A 19058-nucleotide genomic window follows, 5' to 3' on the forward strand; every position below is an offset into this window, starting at 1 on the left:
GCGGGTCCTGACCGAGAGCCCATCGGCCGCGGAGCGTCAGAGCTTGCGCAACAGCACCGACTCGACGGTGTGGTCGGCGCCCTTCTGCAGCACGAGCTTCGCGCGATGGCGCGTGGGGAGGGACGTTCTCTCGCAGGTTGGGAAGGTTGATGTCACGCCAGTACCCGAGCGCCCGCTCGACGGCCTCGTCGTCGCTGATGTCGGCGAAGACACGGAAGAACGACGTCGGGTTGGTGAAGGCGTTGTCGCGCAGCGCCAGGAAGCGGTCGACGTACCACTTCTCGATGTGCGCGGCATCGGCGTCGACGTAGATCGAGAAGTCGAACAGGTCGCTGACCGCGACCTCGTTGGGCGAGGGCGGCGGCTGCAGAACGTTCAGCCCCTCGACGATGACGACGTCGGGTCGGCGCACCGTGACGTGGGCGTCGGGCATGATGTCGTACCGCACGTGCGAGTAGAAGGGTGCCCGGACTTCCTCGGCGCCCGACTTCACTTCGCTGAGGAACTCCACCAGGGCACGACGGTCGTACGACTCGGGGAAGCCCTTGCGCTCCATCAGGCCGCGACGCTCCAGTTCGGCGTTCGGATACAGGAAGCCGTCCGTGGTCACCAACTCGACCCGAGGGGTGTCGGGCCAACGGCTCATGAGTTCGCGCAGGAGGCGCGCGATGGTGGATTTGCCCACCGCGACGGAGCCGGCGACCCCGATGACGAAGGGCGTCGTGGCATCCTGTTCGCCCAGGAAGTTGCTCGTGTCGGCCCCCAGGCGACGCGTCGCGCGCGCGTAGAGGCTCAGCAACCGACTCAGCGGGAGGTACACCTCGGCCACCTCACGCAGGTCGAGACGGTCGCCGATGCCGCGCAGCTGCACGACCTCGGTCTCGGTGAGGGGCTGTTCGAGGCCTCCCGCCATGCGAGCCCAGTCGGCACGATCGATCTGACGGTAGGGGCTCAGCGACGGCGCGGGAGCAGCGGTCTCGGCAGCGGACACCCGCCCATGCTACCGGCGCCGGCTTGCCATTCCGGCGGGCGGGCCACGGGTCGTCGCCGCCCCGGCATCCGCCGTGCCCGCGCACGAGCGCTCCCACTACGCTCGGATCGTGCGCCTGGGAGTCCTCGACATCGGCTCGAACACCGTCCATCTGCTCGTCGCCAACGCGCGCGCCGGAGGTCGCCCGACTGCGACCACCTCGCATCGTTCGGTGCTGCGCCTCATGCGCTATCTGCAACCCGACGGATCGATCTCGCCCGAGGGCGTGGCGGGGCTGGTGGATGCCGTGACCGCGGCGCGCGAGAAAGCGCGCGCCGAGGGGGTCGATGAGCTCCTGGCGACCGCGACCTCCGCCGTGCGCGAGGCCACGAACGGCGAGGAGGTCATCGCGCTGATCGAGGAGGCGCTCGGCCAGCCGCTGCAGGTGCTCGGCGGCGAGACGGAGGCGCGTTTGACGTATCTCGCCGTGCGTCGGTGGTTCGGCTGGTCGGCCGGGCAGATCCTGCTGTTCGACATCGGCGGGGGCTCGCTCGAGATCGCCGGGGGTGCCGACGAACTGCCCGATCTCGCTGAGTCGGTGCCGCTCGGGGCCGGCCGCTCGACGGTGCAGTTCCTGCCGCACGATCCCCTCGAGCGCCGATGAGATCGACGCTCTCCGCCAGCACGCCGCGGCGGTGCTCGCGCCGGTCGCCGAGCGCTTCGCCGCCCTCCCCCGCCCCGATCACGTCGTGGGCTCGTCGAAGGCGATCCGCTCGCTCGCGAAACTCGCCGGGTATCCCGTCCCGGGCTGGTCGGGAATCGAGCGCATGGTGCTGCCGCGCAAGGAGCTGAAGGACTGGATCCCCCGGCTCGCCCGTATCCCCGCCGACGCGCGCGAGGCCCTGCCGGGCATCACCGCCGATCGCACGTTCCAGATCGTCGCGGCGGCGATCGTGGTGGAGCGCGCGATGAAGGCGATGGACGTCGAGGAGCTCGAGGTCTCCCCCTGGGCGCTGCGCGAGGGCGTGCTCCTGCGCTACATCGAGTCGCTCGAGTACTAACCGCTGACTGCGGGCTTGTGTACACCTTTCGCGCGCGCGTGCGAGCGTTCGACCGAAGTCAGCGATCTGCGACGCGATGCGGTACCGCGCGGACATCGCGCGCGCAGGCGCGGGGAGGTCACAGCGCCAGGCGCTCGCGCACGACCTCGGCGAGACGGTCGGCGTGGGCGCGGGCGACCTCTTCGCTCGCGGCCTCCACCATGACGCGCACGAGCGGCTCGGTGCCCGACGCGCGCAAGAGCACGCGGCCCGACTCGCCCAGCTCGGCGGTCGAGGCCGCGACGGCCTCCTGCACGCCGTGATCGTCGACGCCGTCGCGGTCCACGCCACGCACGTTCACGAGCACCTGCGGATACACCGTCATGAGGGACGCCAGTTCGGCGAGGGTCTTCTTCTGCCGCGCCATCTCGGCCACCAGGTGCAGACCGGTCAGCAGCCCGTCACCGGTGGTGGCGAACTCGCTCATGATCACGTGACCCGACTGCTCGCCGCCCAGGGAATAGCCGCCCTCGTTCATGGCCTCGAGCACGTATCGATCGCCGACTCCCGTCTGCAGAACACGGATGCCGTGCGCCTGCATCGCGCGATGGAGTCCGAGGTTGCTCATGACCGTCGCCACGAGCGTGTCGTCGACGAGCGCGCCGCGCTCCTTCATCGCCACCGCCAGGATCGCCATGATCTGATCCCCATCGACCACGTTGCCCGCGGCATCGACGGCCAGGCAGCGATCCGCGTCGCCGTCGTGGGCGATGCCCACGTCGGCACCGAGGCGCACCACGGTCTCGGCGAGCACGTCGAGATGGGTCGAGCCCACCCCGTCGTTGATGTTCAGTCCGTCGGGGTCGGCACCGATCACGGTCACCTGAGCGCCGGCGTCTTTGAACGTCTCCGGCGACACACCGGCGGCGGCACCGTGGGCACAGTCGAGGACGACATGGATGCCGTCGAGCCGGTGCGGCAGCGAGCCCAGCAGGTGCAGGACGTAGCGGTCTTCGGCATCGGCGAAACGACGGATGCGGCCCACGTCCGCACCGGTGGGCTGGAGGCGCTCTGCATCGAGCGCCCGTTCGATGCGCTGTTCGACGACGTCGGGAAGCTTTGTGCCTCCGCGCGCGAAGATCTTGATCCCGTTGTCGGGAGCGGGGTTGTGGGAGGCCGAGACCATCACGCCGAAGTCGGCGTCATGGTCGGCGATGAGGAACGCGGTGGCGGGCGTCGGGATCACACCGGCGTCGAGGACGTCGACGCCCGACGACGCCAGGCCCGCGGCGACTGCGGCGGCGAGGAACTCCCCCGAGACGCGCGGGTCGCGCGCGACGACGGCGGTGAGGCGGCGGCCCTGAGCCTTCCGCGCCTCCGCAGAACGGCCCTGGCCCAGGACGACGGCAGTCGCCTGGGCCAGGTGCAGCGCGAGTTCGGCGGTGAGGAGGCCGTTGGCCAGCCCCCGCACCCCGTCCGTGCCGAAAAGAGGCATCCGGAGCGTCGAACTCAGCGCTTGGAGTACTGAGGCGCCTTGCGGGCCTTCTTGAGACCGGCCTTCTTGCGCTCCTTGACGCGAGCGTCGCGCGAGAGGAAGCCGGCCTTCTTCAGGGTCGGGCGGTTGTTCTCGGCGTCGATCTCGTTGAGCGCACGGGCGATGCCCAGGCGCAGCGCACCGGCCTGACCCGAGGGGCCGCCGCCGGAGATGCGCGCGATCACGTCGTAGGCGCCGGCGAGCTCGAGCACCGTGAACGGGTCGTTGATCAGCTGCTGGTGCAGCTTGTTGGGGAAGTAGTCCTCGATCGTGCGGCCGTTGACCGTGATCGTGCCCGAGCCGGGAACCAGACGCACGCGGGCGATGGCCTGCTTGCGACGGCCGACGGCTGCGCCGGGAACCGAGAGCACGGGGCGCTCGACGGCGACGACGGACTGCTCGGCCGGCGTCTCGGTGCTGTAGTTGCTGGAGTCGATGTTCGACACTGTTTCGTCCTTATCCGGCGGCGCTTACTGGGCGACCTGGTCGAAGGTGTATGCCGTGGGCTGCTGGGCACCGTGGGGGTGCTCGGCGCCGCGGTAGACCTTGAGCTTCTTGAGCTGCGCCGCGCCGAGGCTGTTCTTGGGCAGCATGCCGCGGATGGCCTTCTCGACCGCGCGGACGGGGTTCTTCTCGAGGAGTTCGTCGTACGTGACCGACTTGAGGCCGCCCGGGTAGCCCGAGTGGCGGTACGCCTTCTTGTTCTGGAGCTTCTGACCCGTGAGCGCCACCTTCTCGGCGTTGATCACGATGACGAAGTCGCCGGAGTCGATGTGGTTGGCGAAGGTCGGCTTGTGCTTACCGCGGAGGAGGACCGCCGCGTGCGAGGCCAGGCGGCCGAGAACGACGTCGGTGGCGTCGATAACGACCCACTCGCGCGTGACCTCAGCGGCCTTGGGGGTGAAAGTGCGCGTCACAGTAGTGCTGCTTTCTTGATCGAACGGAGGAGTTCGTGAATCCCGCTCCGGTGGTCCGTTCTCGCACCGATGGCGCAGGAACAGGGCCGGTGGAGGGCTCACGTTCGGGCAACCCGCTCGCAGTGAGGCAGGCACCAAAGATCAAGAATACGCCATTGCCCCGCCGAGAACCAAACGCACGCGGCGTTCACGCCAGCAGCGTGCCGATCGCGACGAGGGCGAACCCCGTCGCGTTGAAGATCACGTGAACGAAGACGGCTGCCCAGATGCGCCCGGTGCCGAGGACGAATGCGCCGGTCACGCCCCCCAGAAGCGTCAGGGTGAGCACATCCACGGTCCCCGGGGCCCCGACGAGCAGGTGAGCCACGACGAACAGCCCCGACGACAGAGCCGCCGCAGCCACGCCCGCGGCGATCTGCCCGCAGAGGCGACGCAGCGTCGTGTATGCACAGACCACCACGACGGCGCGGAAGAAGAACTCCTCGACGAGCGGAGACACCGCTGTGCCCGCGAGCGCGTCGAGCAGGAAAGCATCCGGCAGCACGCCGCCGACCGAGAAGGTCGATGGCCAGGCGGCCGGGTGTCCCCCGAGGCCGTCGAGCATCCCCTGAGCCACGCGCACGACGACACCGAAGACCACGCCGTACAGGGCATCGACGGCGCGCCAGGTCAGAAGCCCGCGGGGCCGCGAGCGGCGGAAGGCGAGGAGCACGGGCGCAGCCAGCGCGAGCCAGACGACGGCCTGAGCCCCGCCCGAGCGCGTCTCGAGAGGCAGGGTGAGCGCCGCCGTGCGGGCCGCGAGGGCGCCGAGCCCGAGGCAGACGAGACTCCCACCGAGCATCACCGCATCCCACCCCGCGGTGCTGGATCCCCCCTCCCGCCAGGCCCGGTGCCGCCGTCGACGGCGACGGCGGGCATCACTCGCGGGGCCGCGGAGATCGGTCATGCGGGTCAGGCTAGGACGGGCCGCGCAGGACGCCGCGGGGATACGCCTCGCGCTCGCCAGGAGTCACCCGACCCGCGGCGCTTCATCACCCGCGCGCGCGAACGCCCCGTCACCTACCGATGTGACGGGGCGTTCTGGCTCGAGCCGCGCCCTCCGCGGTTGCGGGCGAGAAAGGGGGCGCGGGCCGTGCCGTCAGCGCTGCAGGAAGGTGATCAGCACACGGTTGAACTCCTCGGCGTGACTGACGTTCACGCCGTGCGGAGCGCCCGAAACGACATGCAGCTCGCTGCCCGCGATGGCCTCGTGCGTACGCTTACCCGAGCCTTCGAACGGCACGGTCGCGTCGCTGTCGCCGTGGATGACGAGGGTCGGCACGGTGACGTTCGGCAGATCGTCGCGGAAGTCCGTGGTCGCGAAGGCCTCCATCGACTTCAGGGCGGCGTGGTGATCGGCCTGATTCGCCAGGCGCTCGGCTTCGGCGCGGTCGGCCTCGGAGACGACGAGAGCGCCGTCGACCGAGAAGAAGTCCGTCGTGAACTGGTGGAAGAACGCCTTCTCGTCGTCTTCCAGCCCGTGCTTCATGCCGTCGGCGGTCTCGTCGTCGAGGGGACCGTCGGGGTTGTCGGCGGTCTTGGCGAGGTACGGGGGCACGGCGGCAGCGAAGACGACGCTGTGCACGCGGTCCGAGCCGTGGCGGGTCAGGTAGCGAGCGACCTCGCCCCCTCCCATCGAGAAGCCGACGAGCGTGACCTCGCGCAGGTCGAGCGTCTCGAGCACGGCATCCAGATCGTCGCTGAAGGTGTCGTAGTCGTAGCCGGTGCGCGGCTTGTCGCTGCGCCCGAAGCCGCGCCGGTCGTAGGTGACGACGCGGTAGCCGGCCGCTTCGAGTGCGGGCACCTGAGGGGCCCACGACTCACCCGAGAGGGGCCAGCCGTGGATGAGGACGACGGGGCGGCCGGAACCGCCGGTGTCGTCGACGTGGAGGTCGATGTCGGTCAGAAGGCCGTGGTGTGCGGTGATCTCGCTCATGACCGCCATGTTTCGGGCGGCACCTGAACGACCCCCCACGGTTGACGCAGGACCCTTCGCTTGGTAGTTGGGATGCCACGCACAGGCCGCGCGTGGACGCAACGCCCGGGGGGTGTCGAACGGGAGGTGGCTACTCTGCCGCCATGGCTTCGACCCGCCCCCTCGGCATCTTCCTGCTCGCCGTCGTCAGCACCCTGACAGTCAGCGCATGCACACCCTTCCCCGCAACATCCGACACCGCGACCGACGAGACCGCCGTGACGGCGGTGAACACCGCGGAGGCGAGCGCGGGCGGACGCGGCTTCCACCTCGATCGCGAAGACGACGTCTCCTGGGAGGTGCAGGTCGCCGTCGGCGACCGCGAGGTAGAGGTGACGGTCGCCGCGGACGGCACCACGGTGCGTTCCTCGCGCGACGGCGACGGCATCGACGACGACGAGCGAGCAGCCCTCGACGCTGCGGCGACGACCCTGGCCGATGCCGTGCGCATCGCCGCGGCGCAGAACCCCGGCGGCGAACGCATCGACGAGGCCCACCTCGACGAGCAGAGCGGCGCCTGGGCGTGGGAGGTCGAGATGCAGAGCGGGGCGAGCGTGCGCCTGTCCGCCACCGACGGCGCCGTGCTCGGCGGTCGCCGCTGAAGCAGAGCCTCCCCTCGCGCGCAACCCCCGGCGTTCTCCCGGGGAGCAGCGGCGACGGCTCACTACACTCCTGACATGAGCCACGCCTGCGACTCCGACGGTCATAGTCCGAGCGCCCGGGTGACCCCGGGCGATTGCTCCCGCGGATGGGAGGTGGTGAACCGATGAACGACCTCGTGTTGAACATCGTGCTGGTGGTGGCCTTCGTCCTCATCGGCGGCGTCTTCGCCGCCACCGAGATGGCGCTGGTCACCCTGCGCGAGAGCCAGGTCAACGCGCTGGCCGCGCGGGGCAAGCGCGGTCAGAAGGTCGCCGACCTCGCCCGCAATCCCAATACCTTTCTCTCGGCGGTGCAGATCGGCGTGACCGTCGCGGGGTTCGCCTCGGCGGCTTACGGTGCATCGTCGATCGCCCCGTCGGTGACCCCCCTGTTCGAGCGGCTCGGCCTCGAGCCGGGAATCGCCGCGACGGTGGCGACCATCGCTCTGACGCTGGTGATCGCCTATCTCTCGCTCGTCCTGGGCGAGCTCGTGCCCAAGCGCCTCGCCATCCAGCGCAACGCCGCCTTCGCCTACGGTGTCGCCCCGGTCCTGAACGGGTTCGCGACGCTCATGCGCCCGGTCATCTGGCTCCTGTCCATCTCGACCAACGTTCTCGTGCGTTTGCTCGGGGGCGATCCGAACAAGACCGGCGAGGAGCTGACCGAGGAGGAACTGCGCGACATCGTGTCCAGTCACGAGGGCCTGCCGGCCGACGAACGGCGCATTCTCGACGACGTGCTGTCGCTTCGCGACCGTCACGTGAGCGAGGTCATGCGTCCGCGCCCGGAAGTCGTGACCCTCGATGCCGGCGGCACCATCGCCGAAGCCCGGGAGCAGGTGCGCGAGCTGCCGTTCTCGAGGTACCCGGTGGCCGAGCAGACCATCGACGACGTGATCGGCTTCGTCCACGTGCGCGACCTCTACGAAGACCCCGAGCGACCGCTCACGGCGATCGTGCGCGAGATCCGCTATTTCCCCTCGACGGCGCGGGTGCTGCCCACCCTCACAGCCATGCGCGCGGAGGGCAGCCACATCGCCGTCGTGGTCGACGAGTACGGCGGGACCGACGGCATCGTGACCCTGGAGGATCTGGTCGAGGAGGTCGTGGGCGAGATCTTCGACGAGTACGACACGGATGCCGAGCAGCCGCTGGCCGAGGGCGAGCACGGCACCGTCGAGGGCCGCCTGAACCTCCAGGACTTCGAGGAGGCGACAGGGGTGGCTCTGCCGCGCGGGGCCTCCGACACCGTGGCGGGCTTCGTGGTCGAGCGGCTGGGGCGCCTGGCGCGTGTCGGTGACACGGTCGAGGTCGAGGGCGCGACCCTGCAGGTCAAAGCGGTGGATCGGCGGCGCGTGGCAGAGCTGCTGGTGACGCGGCATCCGGTCGACGGCGACGACGAGACGACACCGCGCGACTGATCCACGCGGTGCGGTCGACGCCGTGGCGCGCGTCAGGCCTGCTCGCCTGCGAGCGGGGAGATGGGGGCACCGAGATCGAACTGGTGCCCGTTGATGGCGAGCAGATCACGATCGCCGTCGGGCCCCGAGCCCGGCGGAGTCGTCAAGCTCGCATCGCTGCGGCTGTTCATGCGACTCATGGTCGGCCCGAGGTCCCCGCCGATGTCAGGGCTTGACAGGGGCGGGGACCTCACGGGTCGTGATCGTCATCAAAAGATTGTGCACAATCGAGTTGTGTGCAATTCTTTTCCTATGCCCGCCGTCGACGCCCTCGTCTGCTTCGCCCTCTACGCCGCGAATCGCACGACCACGCAGGCCTACCGCGTGCTGCTCGAGCCGTGGAAGCTCACCTACCCGCAGTACATCGCGCTCGTCACCCTCTGGGCCGACGGCGACCAGAGCGTGACGAGCCTGGGCGAAGCGCTGCAACTCGATTCCGGGACACTGTCGCCCATGCTCGCGCGCATGGAGAGCGCCGGGTATCTCACCCGCACGCGCCGCTCCGACGACGAGCGGGTCGTCACGGTCGCACTCACTGCGCGCGGCCGCGAGATGCGCGAAGAACTCGCCCATATCCCCCGGTGCATCGCCGCCGGTGCCGGCTTGAGCGATGCCGACAGCGCCCGCGAACTCATCGACGCCCTGCACCAGCTCACCGAAGCCATGAAAGACCTGCGCGACCACCCCCAGACGGTGCTCGCCTCGACGGGGACGCCTCACGCTTCGGCGTGAGCGTCGCGCCCCCACTCCCCCTCGAAAGGAACACCCCCCATGGACGTCCTCTACACCGCCGAAGCCGTCTCCACCGGGCACGGTCGCACCGGCCACGTGACGGCCGGCAGCTACATCGACCTCGAGGTCGCGCCCCCGAAGGAGATGGGTGGCTCGGGACAGGGCACCAACCCCGAGCAGCTGTTCGCCGCCGGTTACGCCGCGTGCTTCCACGGCGCCCTGCACGCGGTGGCCCGCGGCCGCAAGATCACCCTCGAGGACTCCTCGGTCGCCGGTCGCGTGCAGATCGGCCCGAACGGTCAGGGCGGCTATCAGCTGGCGGTGCTGCTCGAAGTGGTCCTCCCGGGTATCGAGCCCGAGCAGGCGCAGCAGCTCGCCGACGAAGCCCACCAGGTCTGCCCGTACTCCAACGCCACGCGCGGCAACATCGAGGTCACCCTCTCCGTCTCCGAGGACTGACCCTCAGCACCCCGGGGCGGGGTGCTGAGCCCCACGTGTCGCACCCCGCCCCGGACTCTACGCGCTCGTATGGTGCGCGCGTACAGTGACTGTCGTGATCCGCGTGGTAGTCGTCGACGATGAGGCGCTGGTGCGCTCCGGTTTCGAGCTCATTCTCGGAGCAGCGCCCGACATCGACGTCGTCGCGGCCGTCGATGCGGACCTCGCCGTCGACACCATCCGCGCCCACCAGCCCGACGTCGTGCTCCTCGACATCCGGATGCCAGCACGCAGCGGTCTCGAGATCCTCGCCGATCTGCGCGACGACGCGCAGCGCCCGGTGATCGGCATCCTGACGACCTTCGACACCGATGAGTACATCGCCCGCGCCCTGCAGGACGGCGCGTCGGGCTTCCTCGTGAAGGACACGGCGCCCGAGCACCTCGCGGCGATGGTGCGCTCACTCGCGGCGGGCGGTGTCGTGCTCTCGCCCCAGGTTTCGCGGACCCTCGTCGAGGGCTACGCCGGCGCCACCGACCGCGATGCCTCCCGACGTATCGCGTTGCTGACCGACCGCGAGCGCGACGTCCTGGCCCGCCTGCCGACCGGGGAGTCGAACGCCGAGATCGGGCGCCGACTCCACCTCAGCAGCGCCACCGTGAAGGACCATGTCAGCGCGATCCTCGCGAAGCTGGCGGTGTCGTCGCGGCTGGAGGCGGCGCTGATCTCCGAACGGGCCGGACGGTGCGGCGGCCGCGGGTGACGCTGTGAGCAGCCCGCGTTGGGCGGCGCTCACACGCAGCCGTCTCTTCGACGCGGTCATCGATCTGGCGCTGGCTGCCGCGGCGTTCATCGACGTCGCCGTGTCGCTGCCCGGATGGTCGGCCCTCGAGTCGGCGTGGGTGGTCGCGGCGGTCGCGGGGCTGCTCGTTCGACGCCGCTTCCCGTGGGTCGCGTTCGTTCTCGTGCTGCCGGGCCTGGTGGTAGACGCCATGACGGTGGCCGCCCCGATCGCTCTGTATTCCGTTGCCGTACGGGAACGACGGTGGCCGCTGCTCGCGGGCGCCGGGGCGGTCGTCTTCGCGTGCTTCCTGCTTCCCGACTGGCAGCTCCCCCCGCTGGACTACCTCGCGCCGTCGCTGCTCTACGCGCTGATGTACGCCGCGACACCCATCGCGCTCGGGGCACTGGTGCGCACGCGCCGCGAACTGTCCGAGCGTCTGGCCGAGCTGTCCGCCGCGCGCGAGAGCGAGCGTCGCCGCGCCGAGCAGGACGTACTGCGACACGAACGCGCCCGCATCGCCCGCGAGATGCACGATGTGGTCTCGCACCAGGTGAGCCTGACCGCGGTACAGGCGGGGGCACTGCAGGTGTCCACGGACGATCCCGACACGAGACGTGTCGCGGGCGTCATCCGATCCCTGGCCGTGCGCACCCTCGAGGAGTTGCGGCAGATGGTGAGCGTGCTGCGCGCCGATGGCGCGGTCACCGACTCGCCCGCACCGCAGCCGACCCTCGCGGATCTACCCCGCCTGGTCGCCGACAGCGGGCTCGACGCCCGGCTCGACACCGACCTGCCGGCGGATCTGCTGCCCGCGGTGCAGCGGGCGATCTATCGCACGGTGCAGGAGGGTCTCACCAACGTCCGCAAGCACGCACCGGGAGCGCGAGTGCACGTGAGCGCGTGGGCGACGACGTCTCGCATCGACGTCGTGGTGCACAACGACCGCGGAAGCGCAGAGGTCCTGCGGCTGCCCTCGAGCGGGGCGGGACTGCGCGGTCTGCGCGAGCGCGCCGAACTGCTCGGTGGTCACCTCGAGGCCGACCGCAGCGATCAGGGCGGATTCCGCCTGTCCGTCTCCATCCCGCGACGGCAGTCCGAGACCTGACCGACGCTCACTCCATCCGCAGCTCGTCGTCCTTCTTCGGATACGACCGCCGCAACCACTGCCCGAACCCCGGCTGCGCGAGGCACGCCGACGCATCGGCGCACGTGACGACCGGGTCGTGGGCGGCGTAGGTCTCGTAGATCCCCACCTTCGCGTCGAGAGTGGCCCCCTCGATGTTGACCGGCTCGTGCTGCGAGGGGTAGCCGACGAAGTACGACACCGCGTCGACCGGGATGCCGACCTTCGGTACGACCGCGCGAACGAGCGATCCGACGCACGAATGGTCGGGGTGATCCCCGCGCGCGTAGGCGCTGGCGTGCGGGATGTTCGTGGCGACCTTCTGCGCCCCCGACGCATCGGCGAGCTCGGCGATCGTCTCGAGGAGCATCGACAGGTCGTAGGCGGGCGCCCCATCGATCGGTGACAGGCGGGGCGTCGCACCGTTGATCAGCTGGGTGAGTCCGGCGTTGCCCGTGGCCGCGAAGCCGGTGGCATCCAGATTCCCGTCCGGAAGGCGCAACATCGTGATCGACAGGCGCGCGTCATCGGACGGGACGAATCGCGTCACCCGCGCGCCGCTCAGCAGATCGATGGTGTGCGTCTCCCACGGCCCCGCACTGTCGCGCATGCGGTCGTACGCGGCGCGAAGACCGGCTTCGCGCTGCTCGGCGTACTCGAGACCCCGCCCGCCATCGCCGGCCGTGACGTAGACCGCCCGGATGGTCGAGCCCTGCCGCAACGCTCCGGCGAGCGCAGGGTTGGCGAAGATGATGTCGTCGTCGGCGTGGGCCCAGACGGCGAGAGTGGTCTCCCGGCCGGGCGGCTCGGCGGCCGGCGAGAGTGGGCGCGGCGACGCAAGAGCACCGGGGACGATGGGGGCGAGCGGCACGTACGCCCCCTCCGGCCCGGCCGATCGCCTCAGCTGGCGGTACAGCAGAGCGCCACCGCCGAGTCCGAGCACCGTCAGACCTCCCGCGATCGCGGCGCGGCGCGTGATGGTGCGCCGGCGGGCGCGGGCCCGCGCGGCGTCCGCGTCGGGTGCGCCCTCGTGCGCGGAAGCCTCGTCGTCGCTCACCCTGGCTCCGTTCTCTCGTGCCGCGCCGAGCCGGCTGCGGCCCGCCGCGGCGGCGGCACTAGCGCGTTCGACGTTAGCGCGGGGCGCGCATTCCCGCGTAAAGCGGCCGCCCACTTCCGCCGATCGGCGGGGTTCTCGGCGTCGGTCGGCGGGGCTCCACACCGGCCCGGGCACCGCCCAGGGAGAGCCATCGGATGCATCGGTTACGCCCAGCCGACACCTAGACGAGGTGACGACACTCGCCTCATGCAGACGTCCTCACCGCCGCGGTCACTGTCTCGCGAAGCCCTCCGCGTCCGTGCCGTCCTCAACGCGTGGGACCCGATCGGGGTCCATCACATCGGCCGGGGCTGGCCCGACGACGAGTACGACGACCTGATCCTGCCGATCCTCGAGGCCCTCGACGCCGGTCCCACGCTGGACGAGTTGGCCCACGACCTGCGCGGTGTCGTCGAGATCGACTACGGCCTGCCCGCCCCCGACGGATGCCGTGAGGCGGCCGACGCCCTGCTCGAGCTGCGACGCTGAGCGTGCGGCATCCGGTACCGGCCGTCGAGCGACCGGACACGCCCTCCCCCGCTTCGAGCCGCGGAGTCTAGAGTCCCGACATGGCAGATCTCACCCGGGCGCAGTCCCCTGATCCGTATCCGCTGCTTCCCGCCGTCGCCTCCTTCGACGTCGTGAGCGACGACATCGTCGACGGGCAGCCCCTCGCAGACGATCAGATCGCCGACAAGGGAAACACCTCCCCTCATCTGCGGTGGGCGAACGTCCCGGACGGGACGAAGTCGTTCACCATCACGTGCTTCGATCCCGACGCTCCGACGCCGAGCGGGTTCTGGCATTGGGTGCTCGTGGATCTCCCCGCCGACCTGCGCGAGATCCCGACCGGTTTCGCCGGGGGCGATCTGCCCGCCGGGGCCTTCCACGTGCGCAACGACGGCGGCGAAGCGGGCTTCATGGGCGCCGCGCCCCCGCCGAACGATCAGCCGCACCGGTACTTCTTCGTGGTGCACGCGGTATCGCAAGACAGCCTTGGCGTGCACGCGGACGCGACCCCCGCCGCGGTCTCGTTCGCCCTGGCGTTCGCCACCCTGGGGCGGGCCATCGTGCACGGCACGTATCAGCACTGAGGGCGGTCGACCGGGTCGACCGGTGGGGCGCGCCGCTCGCTCGGCTCACCCCATCTGCAGGTCGGTCTCTGCCTTCGGGTACGAGCGCTGCAGCCACTGCCCGAACCGACGTGTGTTGAGGCACGCGGATCGGTCGGCGCAGCGGATCACGTCGTCCTGCTGTGTGTAGACGCGGTACGTCTCCACCTTCGCATCGAGGCGCGCACCGTCCACGTTTCGCGGCAGTTCCTCGGACGGATACCCCACGAGATAACGGATGCCGGGGCCCACGTCGGGGAGCGGGGTGAGGGCGTCTCGCACGAGGGCGCCGACCACCGAATGATCGGGGTGGTCCCCCGGGGCGAACGCGCTGCCGCGCGGGATGTGGGTCAGCACCATCGTGGGACGCCACGCAGCGGCGAGCTCGACGAGACTCTCGGACAGGTGCGAACGGCTCACGACGGGCCCTCCGTCGAGGGGAGCCAGCGTGGGGATCGACCCGTCGAGGAGCTTGCTCAGGGTGGCGTAGCCCGTCGCGGCGAAGCCCCCGTCGGTGATGTTGCCATCGGGCAGACGCAGGAACAGCACCGACAGGCGCGGGTCGTCCTGCGGAGCGAACCGCGTCACGCGCGCACCGGCGTCCAGCAGGATCTCGCGATCGTCCCAGAGTCCGCTCGATCCACGCATCGCGTCGTAGGCCTGGAGAATGCCGAGTTCGCGCGAAGTCGTGTATCCCATCCCCTTGCCCGCGTCTCCGGCGGTGAGAAAGACAGTGCGCACGCAGTCGCCCGCGGCGATGGCGTCCGAGATGGTGGGGTTGCCGAAGATGATGTCGTCGTCGGGGTGCGCCCAGACGCTCATCAGCGTGGGGTGACCGGTGCAGCCTTGCGCGGCCGGCGAGACGGGGGTGGGAGTCGGGCTGGAGTTCGTGGGACGCGCCGATGCGGCGGCGACGACCGGCGTCGAGGCGGGTGCGCTCGACGGGCTCGTCGATGCGGTGACGCCCCGGGAGGGTACGAGCGCGAGCACGAGGTCGAGCGCGATCACGACCGCCACGACGACGGCGACGACGATGAGGCAGACGAGCGGCGCGACAGGTCGGCGACGTCGCGACGACGAGGAGGCGCGGGACATCGGATTCCTTCCGGCGGCGCGTCAGAGCACGAGCGAGTGCGTTCTCGGTCCGACCAGACGGTCGAACCGCTGCCCGAGTGTAGAGGACGCACGCACGGCCGGACGGAACGGCGGCGAAGAGCCGGCGTACCCTCCCGGAGTTGCGAGCCTATACAGAAAACGAATAAGAGAATGCAACGTATCTCGGACTGTTATGTTCAAGGGGTAGGGAGAATGCCACCTCCCGGCGACGGCCACCTGGATTCGGATCGGGCACCGACGCCACACCGGAAACACCTGTGAAAGCAGTGAGACGGCTCTCGCCTCTCCCGTGAGGAACCTCTTGATCGACGACATCTTCGGCGGACGGAAAGCTCTTCTTCTCGCCTCCACCGGCGGTCACCTCGCCCAGTTGCACCGATTGACGCAGATGTCTCCGGTCAGCGAGGACTCCGTCTGGGTCACCTTCGATTCGCCCCAATCCCGGTCGCTGCTCGAAGGCGCGCGCACTCTCTTCATCGATTACATCCCACCGCGCGGATGGCGCCAGATCCTCAGTGCCACAGGTGCCATCAGACATACCTTGAAGAGTGAGCCGTTCGAGACCATCGTGAGCACGGGCGCGGGTATCGCGCTCGCCACGCACGTCACGTCGGCCCTTCGCGGCCGGGCCCCCGTCTACATCGAATCCGTCTCCCGTGTCACCGGTCCGTCCACGACCGGCCTCATCCTCGAGCGCGTGCCGGGAGTACGACGCTTCTCCCAGCACCGATGGGGACACCAGCGGCGGGGATGGACCACGGCCTTCTCGGTTCTGGACACCTTCACCCCCTCCGCCACCTCTCGCGTCGACGCACCCCGCTCGTTCTTCGTCACCCTCGGCACCATCAAGCCCTACGAGTTCGCCGAGCTGGTCAAGGTCGTCGAGAAGAGTCTTCCCGACGACGCCGAGATCGTCTGGCAGCTCGGGGCCACCACGTACCAGCCGACTCGCGGAACAGTGTTCACGCAGATGTCCGGCTCGGAGTTCGATGCGGCCGTCCGCAAGGCGGACGTCGTCATCACCCATGCCGGCGTCGGAACACTCATTGCTCTCGTGGAGTCCGGCGCCGACGTCATCGCCGTTCCGCGGCGCAAATTCCGTCACGAGCACGTCGACGATCACCAATTGCAGATCGCGGAAGAATTCGCCTCGCGCGGACTCATCCGCGTCCGCGAGGCGGACGAGCTGTCGACACTGCTGCGCAGTTTTTGACGCCGTCGCGGCGACCGACGTCGGCGGAATTCGCCCCGCCGCCATGACACGGACGACCTTTCCTGAATCCATCGGAATGTCGAACCGAGAAGACGGAGAAGCACAGTGAGCCAATGGCGAGTCCTCCAGGTCGGCCCCGACCTCACCGACATCGGTGGAATGGAGACGGTGCTGAGAACGTACGCACAGGCGTCGTGGAGCGAAATCCTCGTCGACGTGGTCGCGTCGACGACCACCAAGGGGCCGAAGGCTCGTGCGAAGGCGTTCATCAGCGCACTCGGGAAGCTTCGGCGCGGCCATTACGACGTGGTGCACGTGCACCTGAGCCAGCGCGGGTCTTTCCTTCGTGAAGGCGCGCTCGCGTTGCTCACGCCGCGCGGGTCCGTCCGGGTGGCCACGCTCCACGGCTCCAGCTTCACCACCTCGGCCACGGCGCCGTTGTGGCGTCATCTCTACGCCTTCGTTCTGCGACGCGTAGATGGGATCGGGGTTCTCAACGATGTCGCCCTGGCCGCCGCACAAGAGCTCTCGCCGCGCACTCCGGTGCTGCTGCTGCCGAACCCCGGGCCTTTCGTCGCACGATCCGACCGCCGGCGGCGCAGCACGCCGCCCGTGTTCTTCTTCGCGGGCAAGGTCGGTCTGCGCAAGGGCATAGACACTCTTCTCGCAGCCTGGGCGCGCGTGGAACGGGTCCGCCCCGGAGCCGCGCACCTGCACATCGCGGGTCCGCTCGATCTGCCCCCGCACGTCTCCACGACGCAGCTGCAGCGACACTACCTCGGTGCCCTCGACCCGGCCGACGTCGCGAAGCACCTGACGACGGCCACCGCCGCGGTTCTGCCCTCGACCGGAGAGGGCCAACCCATGTTCCTCATCGAGGCTCTCTCCACCGGTACACCGATGATCGTCACCGACGTCGGGGGCATGCCCGGCCTCGCCGAGGGATGCGGTGAGGTCGTTCCCGTCGGAGATCCGGACGCCCTCGCGGACGCCATCGTCCGAACCATCGACTCCCCCGCCCACGTCGAGCAATGGAGCGCAGAAGCCGTCGGGAAGTACGCGCGCCTGTTCTCGCACGCGACGCACGAGGAGCGGTTGCTCGCGCTCTATGATCGCGCTCTCTCCGCACACAGTTCCCCGCGAGAGGCGGCGCGGCCGTGAACCCTCATCGACACGTGAACGCTTTATCGACACCTCAACGGGTGAATTCGTGGGTGAACATCAAATGATAATCTTCGACAAATGAGAAGTCGATGCTCGACCAGGGGGCGGTGCAGCAGAGATCGTGACGGCCGATGTGAGGAACGACACTCCGGCCCCCGTGGACGGGGGCCAGTCCGCCCTGGTTTCTCCCGCTGAGGAGCGACCGGAGGGTGCGATCGTCCACCGCGACCAGTGGCGAAGAAGCTATCGGCGGCGCCTGGCCCTGACGGATCTGCTGTCGCTGATCTGGGTCGTCTACGGCACCCAGCTGCTGTGGTTCGGCCTCGGCAACGCCCAGGTCGCCGCGGGCCGCGACAGTCGTATCAGCGACCTGTCGTACTGGGTCTTCTCCGCCGTCCTCATCCTCACCTGGATGTGGGCCCTCTCCTTCGTCGACTCCCGGAGTGACCGCGTCATCGGCACCGGATCCCAGGAGTACGTCCGCATCGCCGACGCCAGCTTCCGCTTGTTCGGGACCGTGGCGATCATCGCGTTCCTCACACAGATCGATCTCGCGCGGGGCTACCTGCTGATCAGCCTTCCGCTGGGCATCCTGGTGCTGATCTTCACCCGGTGGATGTGGCGGCAGTGGCTCATCATCCAGCGCTCCCGTGGCAAGTATTCAGCCAACGTGCTGCTCGTGGGTTCGCTTCCGTCGGTCGCGCAGCTGGCTCGCGAGTTCGCCCGCACTCCCAGTGCGGGCTACCGCGTGGTCGGCGCCTGTGTCCCCAACGGCAGGATCGCCGACGTCATCCCCGGTACCACCATCCCGGTGATGGGACACGTCGGAGACGTCACCAGCGCTCTGCAGGCCACGGGCGCCGACACCGTCGCCATCACCAGTGCCGACGACCTACCGGCCGACAAGGTCAAGCAGATCTCCTGGAGCTTGGAAGCCGGCCGACAGCATCTCGTCCTCGCTCCCAGCATCATCGACATCGCCGGCCCACGTCTGCACACGCGCCCGGTGGCGGGCCTGCCCCTCATCCACGTCGAGACGCCGAAGTTCTCGCGGGGCCAGAGCTTCCTGAAGCGCAGCGTCGACCTCGCCGCGGCATTGGTGGGCGTGATCCTGCTCAGTCCGCTGCTGATCTTCCTGATGATGGCCGTGCGCCTTTCGAGCGAAGGCCCCATCTTCTTCCGTCAGACCCGCATCGGTTTCCGCGGACGCGAGTTCACGATGATCAAGTTCCGTTCGATGGTCGTCAACGCGGAGGAGCTTCTCGAAGAGCTCGCGAGTCAGCAGCGCGACGCGGGCAACGAAGTGCTCTTCAAGATGAAGAACGATCCTCGCGTCACACGCATCGGTCGCGTCATGCGCAAGTTCAGCCTCGACGAGCTCCCGCAGCTGTTCAACGTCATCGGAGGATCGATGTCGCTGGTGGGCCCCCGCCCGCCACTGCCGTCCGAGGTCGCGGTCTACGCCGACCACGTGCACCGACGGTTCCTCGCAAAACCCGGCATCACGGGGTTGTGGCAGGTCAGCGGACGATCCTCGCTGTCGTGGGAGGAATCCGTTCGCCTCGACCTGTCCTACGTGGAGAACTGGACGCTGCTCGGCGACTTCGTCATCCTCAGTAAGACCGCCCGCGCCGCACTGCTGCCGGGCGAGACCGCCGCGTGACCTTCGCGCGCGTGCCCTCGTGCCCGCGACCCGGCGCCGCC

General features: G+C 69.4%; 19 protein-coding genes and 2 pseudogenes. 12 read left to right on the top strand and 9 right to left on the bottom strand.

Annotation, left to right across the window (positions count from 1 at the left end):
* Window positions 1-36: 36 nt before the first annotated feature.
* A pseudogene (gene coaA / locus QE412_RS08920) lies at window positions 37-991 on the bottom strand (type I pantothenate kinase).
* Window positions 992-1100: 109 nt separating this feature from the next.
* Here coaA and QE412_RS08925 point away from each other — a divergent pair.
* Window positions 1101-2031 (top strand): annotated as a pseudogene (locus tag QE412_RS08925) (Ppx/GppA phosphatase family protein).
* Between the two features lie 118 nt (window positions 2032-2149).
* On the opposite strand, the gene glmM reads toward QE412_RS08925, so the two are convergent.
* The 5 genes from glmM to QE412_RS08950 all read right to left on the bottom strand — a co-directional run bounded on the left by glmM (window position 2150) and on the right by QE412_RS08950 (window position 6436).
* Window positions 2150-3505 (bottom strand): phosphoglucosamine mutase, encoded by a 1356-nt coding sequence (gene glmM / locus QE412_RS08930; protein ID WP_307482480.1) that lies wholly within the window; start codon window positions 3503-3505, stop codon window positions 2150-2152.
* Between the two features lie 14 nt (window positions 3506-3519).
* Window positions 3520-3990, bottom strand: a complete 471-nt coding sequence (gene rpsI, locus QE412_RS08935) for a 30S ribosomal protein S9 (protein WP_373426541.1) — start codon at window positions 3988-3990, stop codon at window positions 3520-3522.
* Window positions 3991-4014: 24 nt separating this feature from the next.
* Window positions 4015-4461 (bottom strand): 50S ribosomal protein L13, encoded by a 447-nt coding sequence (gene rplM, locus QE412_RS08940; RefSeq protein WP_058597861.1) that lies wholly within the window; start codon window positions 4459-4461, stop codon window positions 4015-4017.
* A 187-nt stretch (window positions 4462-4648) separates the two neighbouring features.
* The gene (locus QE412_RS08945) at window positions 4649-5407 is read right to left on the bottom strand and encodes a CPBP family intramembrane glutamic endopeptidase (protein ID WP_307482483.1); all 759 of its coding nucleotides are present in this window, start codon (window positions 5405-5407) and stop codon (window positions 4649-4651) included.
* A gap of 192 nt (window positions 5408-5599) precedes the next feature.
* Window positions 5600-6436, bottom strand: coding sequence for an alpha/beta fold hydrolase (locus QE412_RS08950; protein ID WP_307482486.1), 837 nt, complete (start codon window positions 6434-6436; stop codon window positions 5600-5602).
* Window positions 6437-6579: 143 nt separating this feature from the next.
* Between QE412_RS08950 and QE412_RS08955 the strand changes: the two genes are divergently transcribed.
* Both QE412_RS08955 and QE412_RS08960 read left to right on the top strand, forming a co-directional pair.
* A complete protein-coding gene (locus tag QE412_RS08955; RefSeq protein ID WP_307482489.1) occupies window positions 6580-7077 on the top strand; it encodes a PepSY domain-containing protein in 498 nt (165 codons plus the stop codon).
* Between the two features lie 164 nt (window positions 7078-7241).
* Entirely contained in the window at window positions 7242-8537 is a 1296-nt protein-coding gene (locus QE412_RS08960) for a hemolysin family protein (RefSeq protein WP_307482492.1), read from the top strand.
* A 32-nt stretch (window positions 8538-8569) separates the two neighbouring features.
* On the opposite strand, the gene QE412_RS08965 is transcribed toward QE412_RS08960, so the two are convergent.
* Window positions 8570-8707: a hypothetical protein gene (locus QE412_RS08965; protein ID WP_307482494.1), complete on the bottom strand. Its 138-nt coding sequence runs from the start codon at window positions 8705-8707 to the stop codon at window positions 8570-8572.
* A 121-nt stretch (window positions 8708-8828) separates the two neighbouring features.
* Between QE412_RS08965 and QE412_RS08970 the strand changes: the two genes are divergently transcribed.
* The 4 genes from QE412_RS08970 to QE412_RS08985 all read left to right on the top strand — a co-directional run bounded on the left by QE412_RS08970 (window position 8829) and on the right by QE412_RS08985 (window position 11635).
* On the top strand, window positions 8829-9308 hold the full coding sequence (locus tag QE412_RS08970) for a MarR family winged helix-turn-helix transcriptional regulator (protein WP_307482497.1): 480 nt from the start codon (window positions 8829-8831) through the stop codon (window positions 9306-9308).
* Window positions 9309-9347: 39 nt separating this feature from the next.
* On the top strand, window positions 9348-9767 hold the full coding sequence (locus QE412_RS08975; protein ID WP_307482501.1) for an organic hydroperoxide resistance protein: 420 nt from the start codon (window positions 9348-9350) through the stop codon (window positions 9765-9767).
* Between the two features lie 94 nt (window positions 9768-9861).
* Window positions 9862-10509 carry a response regulator gene (locus tag QE412_RS08980; RefSeq protein ID WP_307482504.1) on the top strand — a complete coding sequence of 216 codons (648 nt, stop codon included), beginning with the start codon at window positions 9862-9864 and terminating at the stop codon, window positions 10507-10509.
* 4 nt (window positions 10510-10513) lie between these two features.
* The gene (locus QE412_RS08985) at window positions 10514-11635 is read left to right on the top strand and encodes a sensor histidine kinase (protein ID WP_307482507.1); all 1122 of its coding nucleotides are present in this window, start codon (window positions 10514-10516) and stop codon (window positions 11633-11635) included.
* Between the two features lie 7 nt (window positions 11636-11642).
* Here the strand turns inward: QE412_RS08985 and QE412_RS08990 are convergent, their stop codons facing one another.
* Entirely contained in the window at window positions 11643-12710 is a 1068-nt protein-coding gene (locus tag QE412_RS08990) for a PIG-L family deacetylase (RefSeq protein ID WP_307482508.1), read from the bottom strand.
* A 246-nt stretch (window positions 12711-12956) separates the two neighbouring features.
* Between QE412_RS08990 and QE412_RS08995 the strand changes: the two genes are divergently transcribed.
* Together QE412_RS08995 and QE412_RS09000 are read left to right on the top strand one after the other, a co-directional pair.
* Entirely contained in the window at window positions 12957-13238 is a 282-nt protein-coding gene (locus QE412_RS08995; protein ID WP_307482511.1) for a hypothetical protein, read from the top strand.
* A gap of 80 nt (window positions 13239-13318) precedes the next feature.
* Window positions 13319-13843, top strand: a complete 525-nt coding sequence (locus tag QE412_RS09000) for a YbhB/YbcL family Raf kinase inhibitor-like protein (RefSeq protein WP_307482514.1) — start codon at window positions 13319-13321, stop codon at window positions 13841-13843.
* Window positions 13844-13888: 45 nt separating this feature from the next.
* Here QE412_RS09000 and QE412_RS09005 read toward each other — a convergent pair whose 3' ends face one another.
* The gene (locus tag QE412_RS09005) at window positions 13889-14956 is read right to left on the bottom strand and encodes a PIG-L family deacetylase (RefSeq protein ID WP_307482516.1); all 1068 of its coding nucleotides are present in this window, start codon (window positions 14954-14956) and stop codon (window positions 13889-13891) included.
* A gap of 322 nt (window positions 14957-15278) precedes the next feature.
* Here QE412_RS09005 and QE412_RS09010 point away from each other — a divergent pair, with 322 nt between their 5' ends.
* The 3 genes from QE412_RS09010 (at window position 15279) to QE412_RS09020 (ending at window position 19017) form a co-directional block, all read left to right on the top strand.
* A complete protein-coding gene (locus QE412_RS09010) occupies window positions 15279-16190 on the top strand; it encodes a glycosyltransferase (protein ID WP_307482519.1) in 912 nt (303 codons plus the stop codon).
* Between the two features lie 105 nt (window positions 16191-16295).
* Window positions 16296-17351, top strand: a complete 1056-nt coding sequence (locus QE412_RS09015) for a glycosyltransferase family 4 protein (RefSeq protein ID WP_307482521.1) — start codon at window positions 16296-16298, stop codon at window positions 17349-17351.
* A gap of 181 nt (window positions 17352-17532) precedes the next feature.
* Window positions 17533-19017, top strand: coding sequence for a sugar transferase (locus QE412_RS09020; protein WP_307487109.1), 1485 nt, complete (start codon window positions 17533-17535; stop codon window positions 19015-19017).
* Window positions 19018-19058 lie beyond the last annotated feature (41 nt).

The organism is Microbacterium trichothecenolyticum (genome assembly GCF_030818955.1).
Lineage (GTDB): Bacteria > Actinomycetota > Actinomycetes > Actinomycetales > Microbacteriaceae > Microbacterium > Microbacterium trichothecenolyticum_B.